We start from the raw sequence: 14,112 nt of genomic DNA on the forward strand, positions 1-14,112 counted from the left end.
GAAGCGCAAAATTTGCGGATTTTTTCGTAACAGATTTCTTTTGAAAAAAGCTTGGGAGGATACTTGACAGGTAAGAATAAGCATGATATTCTATCAAAGGTGCTTTATCTACAGGTCTCTCGTTGGAGACGTGCTGACTGTCTATCAAAGCATAGTTGATATGAATGCAGAGAATGCATTATTTTTTATCGCAAAAAAAGAACCACCTGGATGTGTGGGACTATAAAGCGAATCAAGGAAGGAGGACAACTAGGGATGCCTACAATTAATCAATTAGTACGTAAACCTCGTAAATCCAAGGTTGAAAAATCAAATTCACCAGCATTGAACAAAGGATATAACAGTTTCAAGAAAGCTCAAACGAATGTTAACTCACCTCAAAAGCGTGGGGTAGCTACTCGTGTGGGAACTATGACACCGAAAAAACCGAACTCAGCTCTACGTAAATATGCGCGTGTTCGTTTGTCAAACTTGATTGAAGTGACAGCTTATATTCCAGGTATCGGACACAACTTACAAGAACACAGCGTGGTCTTGTTACGTGGTGGACGTGTAAAAGACTTACCAGGGGTACGTTACCATATCGTTCGTGGTGCATTGGATACTGCCGGTGTTAACGATCGTAAACAATCTCGTTCTAAATATGGTACAAAACGTCCTAAAGCTTAATCTTTAAGACAAACAGATCAAATGAATCTTATTTAAATCAGAACTGATATCTCGGAAGGAGGAGTTACGGATGCCTCGTAAAGGTCCTGTTGCAAAACGTGATGTTTTACCAGATCCTATTTATAACTCAAAATTAGTAACTCGTTTGATCAACCGTGTAATGGTTGATGGTAAACGCGGTGTTGCTGCAAATATTATCTACAATGCTTTTGGCATTATCAAAGAATCTACAGGAAATGATCCATTGGAAGTTTTCGAACAAGCAATGAAAAACATTATGCCTGTATTGGAAGTTAAAGCTCGCCGTGTCGGTGGTTCTAACTACCAAGTACCAGTAGAAGTACGTCCTGAACGTCGTACAACTCTAGGTCTTCGTTGGGTGGTAAACTACGCTCGTTTGCGTGGCGAACACACAATGGAAGAACGTCTTGCAAAAGAAATCATGGATGCAGCAAACAACACTGGTGCTTCTGTGAAAAAACGCGAAGACACACACAAAATGGCGGAAGCCAACCGCGCATTTGCTCACTATCGTTGGTAAGATCCTCACTGCTTTTTATTGGAAGGTACTGAGACAACCTTAGCTTAAGTTAAGTAAGAATGAGAGGGGAACAACCTAGAATGGCAAGAGAATTTTCGCTAGAAAAAACTCGTAATATCGGGATCATGGCCCACGTTGACGCTGGTAAAACAACGACAACTGAACGTATCCTTTATTACACAGGTAAAATCCATAAAATTGGTGAAACACATGAAGGTGCTTCTCAAATGGACTGGATGGAACAAGAACAAGAACGTGGGATCACAATCACTTCTGCTGCGACAACTGCGCAATGGAAAGAAAACCGCGTAAATATCATCGACACACCAGGACACGTGGACTTCACAATCGAAGTGCAACGTTCATTGCGTGTACTTGATGGTGCTGTAACTGTGTTGGACTCACAATCAGGTGTAGAACCTCAAACAGAAACAGTTTGGCGTCAAGCGACAGATTACCGCGTACCACGTGTTGTATTCTGTAACAAAATGGACAAAATTGGTGCAGACTTCTTATACTCTGTATCAACTTTACATGATCGTTTACAAGCAAATGCTCACCCAATCCAATTACCAATTGGTGCGGAAGATGACTTTACTGGTATTATCGACTTAGTAAAAATGAAAGCTGAAATCTACACAAATGACTTAGGAACTGAAATCCAAGAGACTGAAATTCCTGAAGAATATGTAGAATTAGCTGAAGAATGGCGCGAAAAATTAATCGAAGCTGTTGCTGATACTGATGAAGAACTAATGATGAAATTCTTGGAAGGTGAAGAAATCACTGAAGAAGAATTGAAAGCTGGTATTCGTCAAGCAACATTGACTGTTGACTTTTTCCCTGTTCTTTGTGGATCTGCCTTTAAAAACAAAGGGGTTCAATTGATGTTGGATGCAGTCATCGACTACTTGCCTTCACCACTTGATGTTCCTGCGATTAAAGGGATCAATCCTAAAACAGACGAAGAAACTGATCGTCCGGCTGACGATGAAGCACCATTTGCTTCATTAGCGTTTAAAGTAATGACTGACCCATTCGTAGGTCGTTTGACATTCTTCCGTGTGTATTCAGGTATCTTGAACTCTGGATCATACGTATTGAATGCTTCAAAAGGCAAACGCGAACGTATCGGTCGTATCCTACAAATGCACGCCAACACACGTGCTGAAATCCAAACAGTATACTCAGGCGATATCGCCGCTGCTGTTGGTTTGAAAGACACAACAACTGGGGATACACTATGTGATGAAAAATCACCAGTAATCCTTGAATCAATCGAATTCCCAGAACCAGTTATCGAAGTCGCTGTTGAGCCTAAATCAAAAGCTGACCAAGATAAAATGGGGGTTGCTTTACAAAAACTTGCTGAAGAAGATCCATCATTCCGTGTGGAAACAAACGCTGAAACAGGCGAAACTGTTATCGCTGGTATGGGAGAACTTCACTTGGACGTCTTAGTTGACCGTATGCGTCGCGAATTTAAAGTTGAAGCAAACGTAGGTGCGCCTCAAGTTTCTTATCGTGAAACATTCCGTGCAGCAACACAAGCGGAAGGTAAATTTGTACGTCAGTCTGGTGGTAAAGGTCAATACGGTCACGTATGGGTCGAATTTACACCAAACGAAGAAGGTAAAGGCTTCGAATTCGAAAACGCGATTGTCGGTGGTGTGGTTCCTCGTGAATACATCCCAGCAGTTGAAAAAGGACTTGAAGACTCAATGGCGAACGGTGTCTTAGCCGGTTACCCATTAGTAGACATCAAAGCAAAACTTTATGATGGTTCATACCATGATGTCGATTCAAGTGAAACTGCCTTCCGTGTTGCAGCTTCTATGGCTTTACGTGCTGCAGCGAAGAAAGCAAACCCAGTAATTCTTGAACCAATGATGAAAGTAGTTATCACTGTACCAGAAGATTACTTAGGTGATGTTATGGGTCACGTAACTGCTCGTCGTGGACGCGTAGAAGGAATGGAAGCACACGGTAACTCACAAATCGTGAACGCAATCGTGCCATTAGCTGAAATGTTCGGTTACGCAACAACACTTCGTTCATCAACACAAGGTCGCGGTACGTTCATGATGACATTTGATCACTATGAAGATGTACCTAAATCTGTTCAAGAAGAAATCATCAAGAAAAACGGCGGCAAAGCTGAATAATTGATGGAAGTATAGGAAATTAAGTAAAAAGCTATATTTTTTTCTGAGTTTCGTGTACAATATTATCGATGATAAGGGATGGGGAGCTGCGGCTCCCTACCTATCAAATATAAAAAATAAACTGCATTTTTAGGAGGAACATTTTAAAATGGCAAAAGAAAAATTTGACCGTTCTAAACCCCACGTAAACATTGGTACGATCGGACACGTTGACCATGGTAAAACTACACTTACAGCTGCTATCACAACTGTATTATCTAAAAAAGGTTTGGCTCAAGCTTCAGCTTACGACCAAATCGATGGCGCTCCAGAAGAACGCGAACGCGGAATCACTATCTCAACTGCTCACGTTGAGTACGAAACTGAAGCACGTCACTATGCTCACGTTGACTGCCCAGGACACGCGGACTACGTTAAAAACATGATCACTGGTGCTGCTCAAATGGACGGCGCGATCTTAGTAGTATCTGCTGCTGATGGTCCTATGCCTCAAACACGTGAACACATCTTGTTATCACGTAACGTTGGTGTACCATACATCGTTGTTTTCTTAAACAAAATGGATATGGTTGATGACGAAGAATTACTAGAATTAGTTGAAATGGAAGTTCGTGACTTATTGTCAGAATATGACTTCCCAGGCGACGATGTTCCTGTAATCGCTGGTTCTGCTTTGAAAGCTCTTGAAGGCGATGCTTCATACGAAGAAAAAATCATGGAATTAATGGCTGCAGTTGACGAATACGTTCCAACTCCAGAACGTGACACTGACAAACCATTCATGATGCCAGTCGAAGACGTATTCTCAATCACTGGACGTGGTACTGTTGCTACAGGCCGTGTTGAACGTGGACAAGTTCGCGTTGGTGACGAAGTTGAAATCGTTGGTATTGCTGAAGAAACTGCTAAAACAACTGTAACTGGTGTTGAAATGTTCCGTAAATTGTTAGACTATGCTGAAGCAGGGGATAACATTGGTGCATTGCTACGTGGGGTTGCTCGTGAAGACATCCAACGTGGACAAGTATTAGCTAAAGCTGGTACAATCACACCTCATACAAAATTTAAAGCTGAAGTTTACGTTTTAACAAAAGAAGAAGGTGGACGTCACACTCCATTCTTCACTAACTACCGTCCTCAGTTCTACTTCCGTACAACTGACGTAACTGGTGTTGTTGAATTACCAGAAGGAACTGAAATGGTTATGCCTGGTGATAACGTAACAATCGACGTTGAATTGATCCACCCAATCGCTATCGAAGACGGAACTCGTTTCTCAATTCGTGAAGGCGGACGTACTGTTGGTTCAGGCGTTGTAACTTCAATCCAAGCTTAATTTGATTGATCGAAGAGCAAAAGCGTACGCGCTTTTGCTCTTTTTTTTTGACTCGTAGAACCAAAAAAGAGCCGCCATCTCTAGCGTTGACGAATCCACTGCGGTTCATCGAAGCTAAAGAGAGCGGTGCTTTTTATTTTATTAGTTTTTGCTTCTTCAAGAAGGCGTCAAATCCTTGGTCAGGGCGATTGCTGTAAAACCCAGCAAATTTTTCTGACCATGGTTTGGTCTCGCGAGCTTCTCCAAAATCAGTCATTGTTTGATCGTAGGCTTCGATTGCCTCATAAGAATAGTCCTGATAATGGTTGTAATGAATGACCGCTTCTTCTGGCAAGCGAGGCTTGACCTTCATTTCTACGATTGGTTTACCGATGCTCAAGCCAGCCACAGGGTAGACATATTCCGGTAAGTGCAACAATTCAGCGATTTTGGCGCTGTCTTTGCGGACACTGCCGGAAATGACGGTACCTAAGCCCAGCGATTCAGCAGCGATCGCACCAGATTGTAAAGCAATGCTGGCATCAGTGGTGGCGATCAATAATGGCTGATAGCCCTCATCGATTGGATAGGGGGTCTGTTTTTTCTCAGCAACTTTTTTGGTTCGGTTTAAATCTGCGAGAAACAGCAGAAAGAGCGAACTTGCTGCGATATGAGGATTGCCGGGATTCCATTCGACCATTTGTTGGCGGATCTGCGGGTCGTCGATCACCAGGATCGAATAGGCTTGCCCATTCATCCAGCTTGGTGCTTGACGAGCGGCAGTCAAAATCGCGGTTACTTGTTCTTGGCTCAAGCGGTAGTCAGGGTCAAATTGTCGGTAAGTGCGATGATTGTGCAAAAGCTCAATGGTTTCGTTCATAGGTTTGCTCCTTTAACTGTTGGGTGATTTTTGTGAATCGTTCTTGAAATCGTGGTAAATCATCTTTGGCTAAACGGGTATAGTTCAAACGCAAGCCATTCGTATCGTTACTGAAAAGGAAAGCAGGTGCTACTAAGCAATCGTTCGTCAAAAAGCGCGACCAATCTTTGCGGGTCAACGTGCGGTGACGCCAAGTCAACCACAGGTAAAGACCACCTTTCGTCGGCTGGCATTGCCAATCCTCCTGAAATGCCTGCAAGAGTTGGAGTAGGTTTTGCTGGCGCTGGGCCATTTCTGCAAGCAGAGTCCGCTGCTGTTGGTGGTAATCAGAGGAGCGTAAGGCGATGTTGGCAAGGACTTGCGGGAAGATCGTGGTATCAATCGCCATCCGTTTTTTCGCTTGGGCAAATTGGTCGGCTAACGCTTCTGGCACCAAAAGCCAGCCGATTTTGATTGATGACCCAAGTAATTTTGAAAGCGAGCCTAAATAAATGACGGTTTCGGGAGCCATGGATTTTAGCTTGGGCGGTACTTCATCAAAAGCCAACTCGCTAAAAACATCATCCTCAATGATCGGTACTTGGTAGGTCTGGCAAAGGCGGATGATCGCTTGGCGCCGATGCTCGCTCATGGTGTGGCCAGTTGGGTTTTGGAAGGTGGGGTTCAGATAGACGAATTTGATCTTCTTTTCCTTCAACACTTTTTCCAATGCGGCGGGTCGCATCCCTTCGCTATCTTGTTTGATCCCAATCAACTGGACATTCATCGTGGAAAACAAGGGGAGAGAGAACAAGAAAGAAGGGTCCTCTGTCGCGATACAATCCCCCGTCTGCAATAAGACTTGCATCAGCAAAGTGATTCCTTGCGTCGAACCGGCAGTAATTACTAGTTTTTGACCGCTGGTGGGCAAATTGAAGGAATCAGCAAGGTGCTGCAATAAGATTTCTTGCAAAGGCTCATAACCAGTCGGTAATACTTTGGTGCTTTCTTTGCGGATCTCTTCCCATGTAAAGGCGGGAAACGTGAAGTCGGGAATCAGATCGGCAGGTAGATCACCTGTGTACAGATCCAGCACATCCTTCTCGGTGCGCAAGTGCTGAATCTGTTGAACGTAAGGGTCTTGCTGCAAGTAAGGGCTGCTTAAAGACGAGCGCAAATAAGAAAGCGGTGTTTGGCGGTTCCCCCAACGACCTTCCAATACGTGAGAGCCGCTGCCTTGTTTTCGTTCGATCCATCCTAAGCTCTTCAATTCATCTAACGCTTTGACGACGGTGGAACGGTTGACGTCAAAAGTCTGAGCAAGGCTGCGCTCTGGTGGTAAACGATCCCCAGGCCCATAGGTTCCCGCTTGGATCTCTTCGATAAAATGGGTCACGATCTGCTGGTAAATCGGTTGGTTCTTTTGTTTGTCGATACTTGATGAAGCCATCCTGCACCACCTTTTTTCAATTGGATGGTTTAAAAATAAGCCAAATGGCTCTTTTCGTCAAGGGGAAGATTGACTATACTTAGCAAAAAGCACAAGGAGATGAGGAAGATGGAAAAAGTAATATCAATTGCCGGGTCTGATTCAACCGGAGGTGCCGGTATCGAAGCGGATTTAAAAACGTTTCAGGAGTATGGTGTCTTTGGTTTTGCCACGATTGCTTCGATCGTCACGATGGATCCACAAGCGGGTTGGAGCCATGAAGTAACAGCAATGGAACCAGCGCTTGTTGAAAAGCAATTGATCTCCGCCTTTGCAGGTGATCCGATGGATGCCCTTAAAACGGGGATGTTAGGCAATGAAGACAATATTGTGCAAGCAGCGAAGATGATTCAACAACAGCAAGTCAAAAATGTGGTGATCGATCCCGTCATTGCTTGCAAAGGGACCGCAGAAATCTTACAGCCAAAAAGTGTCGATGCCATCATCACGCATTTGTTGCCTTTAGCAGATGTTGTCACCCCTAATTTAGTAGAAGCGGGGATTCTTTCAGGTTTGGGTGATTTGACGAGTGTGGAAGCCATGAAGCAAGCTGCTGAAAAAATCCATCAATTAGGTGCTAAATACGTCGTGATCAAAGGCGGTCATCGCTTGCCAGGAGCAAAAGCCATCGACCTTGTTTATGATGGAGAATCCTTCCTCCTGTTGGAAAGTGACAAAATCGCTACCGATTTTAATCACGGAGCAGGCTGCACCTTTTCAGCAGCGATCGCTGCTGGTCTTGCAAAAGGCAAACCCGTCGTGGAAAGTATTCGCTTAGCAAAAGCCTTTGTCACAGCAGCAATCAAAGAAGGCGTGGTCATCAATCCCTATGTGGGCCATGTGTGGCATGGTGCCTATACCCACGCCCAAGGACGTATGAATGAGGAAGCGCCGCAATAGCAGGTTTGCTTCTATATAAATAGGAATTGAAGAAGCGCTTAAAAGAAGCGGGCAACGCTTCTTTTTTTGTGTTTCGAAAACAAAAGAAAATTTTCTGAAAGAAATGCAAAAGAATCCCGGTTTTTCCATAAAAAAAGCTTGCAATCAATGTTTATCCGTAATATAATCATAAAGGTGCTGTTTACGTAAATACGTAAGTCACACTGGCAGCAAAGAAATTTTCTGCCGGCTACGAAACGAGAGGTTGCGACACGCCCGGACGCTTTGCCATGGACGAGCGTGACGGAAAATTTTCGTGGAGCTATGTCTACTTTTCAAAATAGGCGAAGGAGGGAAAACAATGGCAAAACAAAAAATTCGTATCCGTTTAAAAGCGTATGAACATCGTATTTTAGATCAATCAGCGGATAAAATCGTAGAAACTGCAAAGAGAACTGGAGCTGGCGTATCTGGTCCAATTCCATTACCAACTGAACGCAGCTTGTACACGATCATCCGTGCGACGCACAAATACAAAGATTCACGCGAACAATTCGAAATGCGTACACACAAACGTCTAATCGACATTGTGAATCCAACACCAAAAACTGTTGATGCTTTAATGAAGCTAGACTTGCCAAGCGGTGTTAATATCGAAATCAAACTATAATAATTAAGATGGAGGTGTAATCATGACCAAAGGAATCTTAGGGAAAAAAGTGGGAATGACTCAAATCTTCACTGAATCTGGCGAATTGATTCCAGTAACTGTAGTAGAAGCTACACCAAACGTAGTGCTACAAGTGAAAACAATCGAAAATGACGGCTACGAAGCAATTCAAGTCGGCTACCAAGATATGCGTGAAGTTTTGTCTAACAAACCTGCGAAAGGTCATGTTGCAAAAGCAAACACGGCTCCTAAGCGCTTCATTCGCGAATTCAAGAATGTAGAGCTAGAGGGCTTAGAAGTAGGATCAGAAATCAAAGTTGATATTTTTGAAGCAGGAGACATCATCGATGTAACCGGCACTTCGAAAGGTAAAGGATTCCAAGGCGTTATCAAACGTCACGGACAAAGCCGCGGACCAATGGCTCACGGTTCTCGTTACCACCGTCGTCCTGGATCAATGGGTCCAGTTGCACCTAACCGTGTATTTAAAAACAAACGTCTTGCTGGACGTATGGGCGGAAATCGCATCACGATCCAAAACTTGGAAATCGTACGCGTAGACGCAGAACGCAACGTTATCTTGATCAAAGGTAATGTACCTGGCGCGAAAAAATCATTGATTACAATCAAATCAGCTGTGAAAGCTAAATAAGTAGATAGGAAGAAAGGAGGAACTAAGGAATGCCGAATGTAGCATTATTCAAACAAGATGGAAGCCAAAATGGCGAAATTACATTGAACGAAGAAATCTTCGGAATCGAACCAAATGAATCAGTTGTCTATGATGCAATCATCATGCAACGCGCTTCATTAAGACAAGGAACACACGCTGTGAAAAACCGCAGTGCCGTTCGTGGCGGTGGCCGTAAACCATGGCGCCAAAAAGGAACTGGACGTGCCCGTCAAGGTTCAATCCGTTCACCACAATGGCGTGGAGGTGGCGTAGTCTTCGGACCAACACCACGTTCATACAGCTACAAACTTCCTAAAAAAGTTCGTCGCTTAGCAATGAAATCTGTATTGTCAGAAAAAGTTGCTTCAAATAACTTGGTAGCAGTAGAAGGATTAAGCTTTGATGCTCCAAAAACAAAAGAATTCAAACAAGTTTTAGCTAACTTGACAATTGACTCTAAAGTATTGGTAGTTTTAGAATCTGAAAACGACTTTGCCGCTTTATCTGCGCGCAACTTGCCAAAAGTTTCTGTAGTTACTGCTGATAACATTAGTGTGCTAGACATCGTTTCTAACGACAAAATGTTAGTGACACAAACTGCTCTTACTCAGATCGAGGAGGTGCTTGCATAATGAACTTACTAGACGTTATTAAACGCCCAGTGATCACTGAAAAATCAATGCTTGCCATGGATGACAAGAAATACACTTTTGAAGTGGACACAAAAGCTAACAAAACTTTAGTAAAACAAGCTGTAGAAGCTGCCTTTGACGGAGTGAAAGTGGCAAACGTGAACATCATCAACGTTCGTCCGAAATTCAAACGCATGGGTAAATATGCAGGATATACAAAAAAACGTCGCAAAGCTGTTGTGACTTTAACTGAAGATTCTAAAGAAATCCAAATTTTCGAAGCTGCTGAATAAGCAACTCACGCATAAATTTTACATGGGAGGGAAAAAGACGTGGCGATTAAAAAGTACAAACCTACCACGAACGGCCGTCGTAATATGACAAGTTCTGATTTCGCTGAAATCACAACTTCAACACCAGAAAAAACATTGTTAGCTCCTTTGAAAAACAATGCTGGTCGTAACAACAACGGACGTATCACGGTTCGTCATCAAGGTGGCGGTCACAAACGTCAATACCGTTTGATCGATTTCAAACGTAACAAAGACAACGTCGTTGCTACGGTTAAAACGATTGAATATGATCCAAACCGTTCTGCTAACATTGCGTTAGTACATTACGAGGATGGAGTAAAAGCATACATCTTAGCACCTAAAGGATTAGAAGTTGGCATGACTGTCGTTTCTGGTCCAGATGCAGATATTAAAGTAGGGAATGCATTACCACTAGAAAACATTCCAGTCGGTACTGTTATCCACAACATCGAAATGAAACCTGGTAAAGGTGGACAATTGATTCGTTCAGCTGGAACAAGTGCTCAAGTACTTGGTAAAGAAGGCAAATACGTATTGATCCGCTTGAACTCTGGTGAAGTACGGATGATCTTAGCATCATGTCGTGCAACAATCGGTTCTGTTGGTAATGAACAACACGAATTGATCAACATCGGTAAAGCCGGCCGTTCTCGTTGGATGCGCAAACGCCCAACTGTACGTGGTAGCGTAATGAACCCTAATGATCACCCACACGGTGGTGGTGAAGGTAAAGCACCAATCGGACGTAAAGCACCAGTTTCTCCTTGGGGACAACCAGCACTTGGCTACAAAACACGTAACAAAAAAGCAAAATCAGACAAACTTATCGTTCGTCGTCGTAAAACTAAGTAATATACTTGACCGTGTGTCGCACATTTTGAGAGGAGGTACACCATGGGTCGTAGTTTGAAAAAAGGACCTTTTGTCGATGACCATTTGATGAAAAAGGTCGAAGCACAAGAAGGCGCTGAAAAGAAAAAAGTGATCAAAACTTGGTCACGTCGTTCTACAATTTTCCCTAATTTTATCGGATTTACAATTGCTGTGTATGATGGACGGAAACATGTACCAGTTTACATCCAAGAAGACATGGTAGGACACAAATTAGGTGAATTTGCACCAACAAGAACTTATCGCGGACATGCTGCCGATGATAAGAAAACAAGACGCTAATTTTGAGGGGAGGATATCCAAAAATGGCAGAACAAATCACATCAGCGAAAGCAACTGCTAAAACAGTCCGCGTTTCTCCTCGTAAATCTCGTCTAGTTATTGACTTAATCAGAGGGAAAAGCGTTGCTGAAGCAATCGCGATCTTAAAGTTCACACCAAATAAAGCAGCTGGAATCATCGAGAAAGTCTTGATGTCAGCTATTGCCAATGCAGAAAATAATTTTGACTTAGATGTTGAAAACTTGATTGTTTCTGAAGCATTCGTAAACGAAGGACCAACGATGAAACGTTTCCGTCCACGTGCGAAAGGTTCAGCTTCACCGATCAACAAACGTACAAGTCATATTACTGTAGTCGTATCAGAAAAATAAGGAGGGACAATCAGTGGGTCAAAAAGTACATCCAATTGGAATGCGTGTAGGCATCATCCGTGACTGGGATGCTAAATGGTATGCTGAAAAAGAGTATGCTGAATTTCTACATGAAGATTTGAAAATCCGTAAATTTATCGCATCTAAACTTGCTGATGCCGCTGTGTCTACAGTTGAGATCGAGCGTGCAGCAAACCGCGTGAATATTTCAATCCACACAGCTAAACCAGGTATGGTTATCGGTAAAGGCGGATCTGAAGTCGAAAACCTAAGAAAAGAATTAAATAGCCTAACTGGCAAACGAGTTCACATCAACATCGTTGAAATCAAAAAACCAGATTTAGATGCTAAATTAGTAGGCGAAGGAATCGCACGTCAATTAGAAAACCGTGTTGCTTTCCGTCGTGCTCAAAAACAAGCGATCCAACGCACAATGCGTTCTGGCGCTAAAGGAATCAAAACACAAGTTTCTGGCCGTCTAAATGGTGCGGATATCGCTCGTTCAGAAGGTTACTCAGAAGGAACAGTTCCACTTCATACATTACGTGCGGACATTGATTACGCATGGGAAGAAGCAGATACAACATACGGAAAACTAGGAGTTAAAGTGTGGATTTATCGTGGAGAAGTTCTTCCAACTAAAAAGAACACTGAGAAAGGAGGGAAATAAACATGTTAGTACCTAAACGTGTAAAACACCGTCGTGAGTTCCGCGGAAAAATGCGTGGCGAAGCGAAAGGCGGAAAAGAAGTAGCATTCGGTGAATACGGCTTACAAGCTGTTGAATCACACTGGATCACAAACCGTCAAATCGAAGCTGCCCGTATCGCAATGACTCGTTATATGAAACGTGGCGGGAAAGTATGGATCAAAATTTTCCCTCACAAATCTTATACTGCCAAAGCTATCGGGGTACGTATGGGTTCTGGTAAAGGGGCTCCTGAAGGATGGGTATCACCAGTTAAACGTGGTAAAATCATGTTTGAAATTGCCGGTGTACCTGAAGAAGTTGCGCGCGAAGCGCTACGTCTTGCTTCTCACAAATTACCAGTGAAAACGAAGATCGTAAAACGTGAGGAAATGGGTGGTGAATCGAATGAAGGTTAAAGAAATCAGAGAATTAACCACTGCCGAAATGCTAGATCAAGAAAAACAATTGAAAGAAGAATTGTTCAATCTTAGATTCCAATTAGCAACAGGTCAATTAGAAAACACTGCACGTATCAAAGAAGTACGTAAATCGATTGCACGCATTAAAACAGTATTGCGTGAACAAGTTAAGTAATAGTGGAAGGAGGCCATTTAGCGTATGACTGAAGAAAGAAATCAACGCAAAGTTTACCAAGGTCGCGTGGTATCAGACAAAATGGATAAAACTATCTCTGTTGTCGTTGAAACAAAGAAAAACCACCCTATCTACGGCAAACGTCTGAACTATTCTAAGAAATACAAAGCACACGATGAAAACAACGAAGCAAAAGTTGGCGATATCGTGAAAATTATGGAAACTCGTCCATTATCAGCTACGAAACGTTTCCGTCTAGTAGAGATTGTTGAAAAGGCAGTGATTATCTAATCACACGAGATTTTCCTATATAGATTGTGAATTGCAAAATCTGAAAGGAGGATACACATCGTGATCCAAGCAGAAAGCCGATTAAGAGTGGCGGACAACTCAGGTGCCCGTGAAATTCTAACGATCAAAGTCCTTGGCGGATCTGGTCGTAAAACTGCCAATATTGGTGACGTGATTGTTGCTACGGTTAAACAAGCAACGCCAGGTGGGGTTGTCAAAAAAGGTGACGTCGTTAAAGCCGTTATCGTTCGTACTAAATCAGGAGCTCGTCGTACAGACGGTTCATACATCAAATTCGATGAAAATGCTGCGGTTATTATCCGTGACGATAAGAGCCCTCGTGGAACTCGTATCTTTGGCCCAGTTGCCCGCGAATTGCGTGAAGGCAACTTTATGAAGATCGTTTCCCTAGCACCAGAAGTATTGTAATAGTGATTCTTATCTAAAGGAGGTGCGAAACAAACATGTTTGTTAAAAAAGGCGATAAAGTTAAAGTTATCACTGGTAAAGACAAAAACAAAGAAGGCGTTGTGCTAGCAGCGTTTCCTAAAAATGACAAAGTCGTTGTTGAAGGTGTCAATGTTGTCAAAAAACACCAAAAACCTTCTCAAACTGCTCCTCAAGGCGGAATCGTTGAAATGGAAGCACCAATTCATGTTTCTAACGTGATGGTGGTTGATCCATCGAACGGTGAAGCTACGCGTGTCGGTTACAAAGAAGTTGACGGCAAAAAAGTCCGCGTTTCTAAGAAAACCGGAGAAGTTCTTGATAAATAATCTGATGAAG

20 protein-coding genes are annotated in these 14,112 nt (G+C 42.9%); 18 read left to right on the forward strand and 2 right to left on the reverse strand.

The annotated features are described in order from the left end of the window. The first annotated feature begins 255 nt into the window (after positions 1-255). The 4 genes from rpsL to tuf all read left to right on the forward strand — a co-directional run bounded on the left by rpsL (position 256) and on the right by tuf (position 4,711). Positions 256-669 carry a 30S ribosomal protein S12 gene (gene rpsL, locus IGJ17_RS01220; RefSeq protein WP_003127956.1) on the forward strand — a complete coding sequence of 138 codons (414 nt, stop codon included), beginning with the start codon at positions 256-258 and terminating at the stop codon, positions 667-669. Between the two features lie 70 nt (positions 670-739). Continuing rightward, positions 740-1,210, forward strand: a complete 471-nt coding sequence (gene rpsG, locus IGJ17_RS01225; protein WP_003127957.1) for a 30S ribosomal protein S7 — start codon at positions 740-742, stop codon at positions 1,208-1,210. Between the two features lie 80 nt (positions 1,211-1,290). Continuing rightward, entirely contained in the window at positions 1,291-3,375 is a 2,085-nt protein-coding gene (gene fusA / locus IGJ17_RS01230; protein WP_005226900.1) for an elongation factor G, read from the forward strand. A 148-nt stretch (positions 3,376-3,523) separates the two neighbouring features. Then, the gene (gene tuf, locus IGJ17_RS01235; RefSeq protein ID WP_005226902.1) at positions 3,524-4,711 is read left to right on the forward strand and encodes an elongation factor Tu; all 1,188 of its coding nucleotides are present in this window, start codon (positions 3,524-3,526) and stop codon (positions 4,709-4,711) included. Between the two features lie 133 nt (positions 4,712-4,844). On the opposite strand, the gene IGJ17_RS01240 is transcribed toward tuf, so the two are convergent. Together IGJ17_RS01240 and IGJ17_RS01245 are read right to left on the reverse strand one after the other, a co-directional pair. Further along, positions 4,845-5,570: a nitroreductase family protein gene (locus IGJ17_RS01240; RefSeq protein WP_061053631.1), complete on the reverse strand. Its 726-nt coding sequence runs from the start codon at positions 5,568-5,570 to the stop codon at positions 4,845-4,847. Further along, positions 5,554-6,999 (reverse strand): PLP-dependent aminotransferase family protein, encoded by a 1,446-nt coding sequence (locus tag IGJ17_RS01245; RefSeq protein WP_429961042.1) that lies wholly within the window; start codon positions 6,997-6,999, stop codon positions 5,554-5,556. Before IGJ17_RS01245 ends, IGJ17_RS01240 begins: the two co-directional genes overlap by 17 nt. A gap of 108 nt (positions 7,000-7,107) precedes the next feature. On the opposite strand from IGJ17_RS01245, the gene thiD reads away from it, so the two are divergent. The 14 genes from thiD to rplX all read left to right on the forward strand — a co-directional run bounded on the left by thiD (position 7,108) and on the right by rplX (position 14,102). Further along, complete coding sequence (gene thiD, locus IGJ17_RS01250) at positions 7,108-7,938, forward strand: bifunctional hydroxymethylpyrimidine kinase/phosphomethylpyrimidine kinase (RefSeq protein ID WP_086372535.1); 831 nt, start codon at positions 7,108-7,110, stop codon at positions 7,936-7,938. 340 nt (positions 7,939-8,278) lie between these two features. Then, positions 8,279-8,587 carry a 30S ribosomal protein S10 gene (gene rpsJ / locus IGJ17_RS01255; RefSeq protein WP_003127966.1) on the forward strand — a complete coding sequence of 103 codons (309 nt, stop codon included), beginning with the start codon at positions 8,279-8,281 and terminating at the stop codon, positions 8,585-8,587. A 22-nt stretch (positions 8,588-8,609) separates the two neighbouring features. Next, complete coding sequence (gene rplC, locus IGJ17_RS01260; protein ID WP_003127967.1) at positions 8,610-9,239, forward strand: 50S ribosomal protein L3; 630 nt, start codon at positions 8,610-8,612, stop codon at positions 9,237-9,239. Positions 9,240-9,268: 29 nt separating this feature from the next. Next, a complete protein-coding gene (gene rplD, locus IGJ17_RS01265; RefSeq protein WP_005226910.1) occupies positions 9,269-9,892 on the forward strand; it encodes a 50S ribosomal protein L4 in 624 nt (207 codons plus the stop codon). After that, the gene (locus IGJ17_RS01270; RefSeq protein WP_005226911.1) at positions 9,892-10,185 is read left to right on the forward strand and encodes a 50S ribosomal protein L23; all 294 of its coding nucleotides are present in this window, start codon (positions 9,892-9,894) and stop codon (positions 10,183-10,185) included. Before rplD ends, IGJ17_RS01270 begins: the two co-directional genes overlap by 1 nt. 39 nt (positions 10,186-10,224) lie before the next feature. Then, positions 10,225-11,058, forward strand: a complete 834-nt coding sequence (gene rplB / locus IGJ17_RS01275; RefSeq protein ID WP_005226912.1) for a 50S ribosomal protein L2 — start codon at positions 10,225-10,227, stop codon at positions 11,056-11,058. 42 nt (positions 11,059-11,100) lie between these two features. Next, positions 11,101-11,379, forward strand: coding sequence for a 30S ribosomal protein S19 (rpsS, locus tag IGJ17_RS01280; protein ID WP_005226914.1), 279 nt, complete (start codon positions 11,101-11,103; stop codon positions 11,377-11,379). A gap of 23 nt (positions 11,380-11,402) precedes the next feature. Beyond that, complete coding sequence (gene rplV / locus IGJ17_RS01285) at positions 11,403-11,750, forward strand: 50S ribosomal protein L22 (RefSeq protein WP_003127973.1); 348 nt, start codon at positions 11,403-11,405, stop codon at positions 11,748-11,750. Positions 11,751-11,763: 13 nt separating this feature from the next. Next, complete coding sequence (rpsC, locus tag IGJ17_RS01290) at positions 11,764-12,420, forward strand: 30S ribosomal protein S3 (RefSeq protein ID WP_005226916.1); 657 nt, start codon at positions 11,764-11,766, stop codon at positions 12,418-12,420. 2 nt (positions 12,421-12,422) lie between these two features. Beyond that, the gene (gene rplP, locus IGJ17_RS01295; RefSeq protein ID WP_005226918.1) at positions 12,423-12,857 is read left to right on the forward strand and encodes a 50S ribosomal protein L16; all 435 of its coding nucleotides are present in this window, start codon (positions 12,423-12,425) and stop codon (positions 12,855-12,857) included. Next, positions 12,847-13,035 carry a 50S ribosomal protein L29 gene (gene rpmC, locus IGJ17_RS01300; RefSeq protein ID WP_005232529.1) on the forward strand — a complete coding sequence of 63 codons (189 nt, stop codon included), beginning with the start codon at positions 12,847-12,849 and terminating at the stop codon, positions 13,033-13,035. The genes rplP and rpmC overlap by 11 nt, the downstream gene beginning before the upstream one ends. A gap of 24 nt (positions 13,036-13,059) precedes the next feature. Further along, complete coding sequence (gene rpsQ / locus IGJ17_RS01305) at positions 13,060-13,326, forward strand: 30S ribosomal protein S17 (protein ID WP_005232528.1); 267 nt, start codon at positions 13,060-13,062, stop codon at positions 13,324-13,326. 60 nt (positions 13,327-13,386) lie between these two features. Beyond that, positions 13,387-13,755: a 50S ribosomal protein L14 gene (gene rplN, locus IGJ17_RS01310; RefSeq protein ID WP_003128006.1), complete on the forward strand. Its 369-nt coding sequence runs from the start codon at positions 13,387-13,389 to the stop codon at positions 13,753-13,755. Positions 13,756-13,790: 35 nt separating this feature from the next. Beyond that, positions 13,791-14,102, forward strand: coding sequence for a 50S ribosomal protein L24 (gene rplX, locus IGJ17_RS01315; protein ID WP_005232526.1), 312 nt, complete (start codon positions 13,791-13,793; stop codon positions 14,100-14,102). Positions 14,103-14,112: the final 10 nt, after the last annotated feature.

The organism is Enterococcus sp. DIV1096b, assembly GCF_050498765.1.
Taxonomy (GTDB): domain Bacteria; phylum Bacillota; class Bacilli; order Lactobacillales; family Enterococcaceae; genus Enterococcus_D; species Enterococcus_D entomosocium.

Coding starts and splice junctions, on each gene's coding strand:
- rpsL (WP_003127956.1), top strand. CDS start 256: ATGCCTACAATTAATCAATTAGTACGTAAACCTCGTAAATCCAAGGTT.
- rpsG (WP_003127957.1), top strand. CDS start 740: ATGCCTCGTAAAGGTCCTGTTGCAAAACGTGATGTTTTACCAGATCCT.
- fusA (WP_005226900.1), top strand. CDS start 1,291: ATGGCAAGAGAATTTTCGCTAGAAAAAACTCGTAATATCGGGATCATG.
- tuf (WP_005226902.1), top strand. CDS start 3,524: ATGGCAAAAGAAAAATTTGACCGTTCTAAACCCCACGTAAACATTGGT.
- IGJ17_RS01240 (WP_061053631.1), bottom strand. CDS start 5,570: ATGAACGAAACCATTGAGCTTTTGCACAATCATCGCACTTACCGACAA.
- IGJ17_RS01245 (WP_429961042.1), bottom strand. CDS start 6,999: ATGGCTTCATCAAGTATCGACAAACAAAAGAACCAACCGATTTACCAG.
- thiD (WP_086372535.1), top strand. CDS start 7,108: ATGGAAAAAGTAATATCAATTGCCGGGTCTGATTCAACCGGAGGTGCC.
- rpsJ (WP_003127966.1), top strand. CDS start 8,279: ATGGCAAAACAAAAAATTCGTATCCGTTTAAAAGCGTATGAACATCGT.
- rplC (WP_003127967.1), top strand. CDS start 8,610: ATGACCAAAGGAATCTTAGGGAAAAAAGTGGGAATGACTCAAATCTTC.
- rplD (WP_005226910.1), top strand. CDS start 9,269: ATGCCGAATGTAGCATTATTCAAACAAGATGGAAGCCAAAATGGCGAA.
- IGJ17_RS01270 (WP_005226911.1), top strand. CDS start 9,892: ATGAACTTACTAGACGTTATTAAACGCCCAGTGATCACTGAAAAATCA.
- rpsS (WP_005226914.1), top strand. CDS start 11,101: ATGGGTCGTAGTTTGAAAAAAGGACCTTTTGTCGATGACCATTTGATG.
- rplV (WP_003127973.1), top strand. CDS start 11,403: ATGGCAGAACAAATCACATCAGCGAAAGCAACTGCTAAAACAGTCCGC.
- rplP (WP_005226918.1), top strand. CDS start 12,423: ATGTTAGTACCTAAACGTGTAAAACACCGTCGTGAGTTCCGCGGAAAA.
- rpmC (WP_005232529.1), top strand. CDS start 12,847: ATGAAGGTTAAAGAAATCAGAGAATTAACCACTGCCGAAATGCTAGAT.
- rpsQ (WP_005232528.1), top strand. CDS start 13,060: ATGACTGAAGAAAGAAATCAACGCAAAGTTTACCAAGGTCGCGTGGTA.
- rplX (WP_005232526.1), top strand. CDS start 13,791: ATGTTTGTTAAAAAAGGCGATAAAGTTAAAGTTATCACTGGTAAAGAC.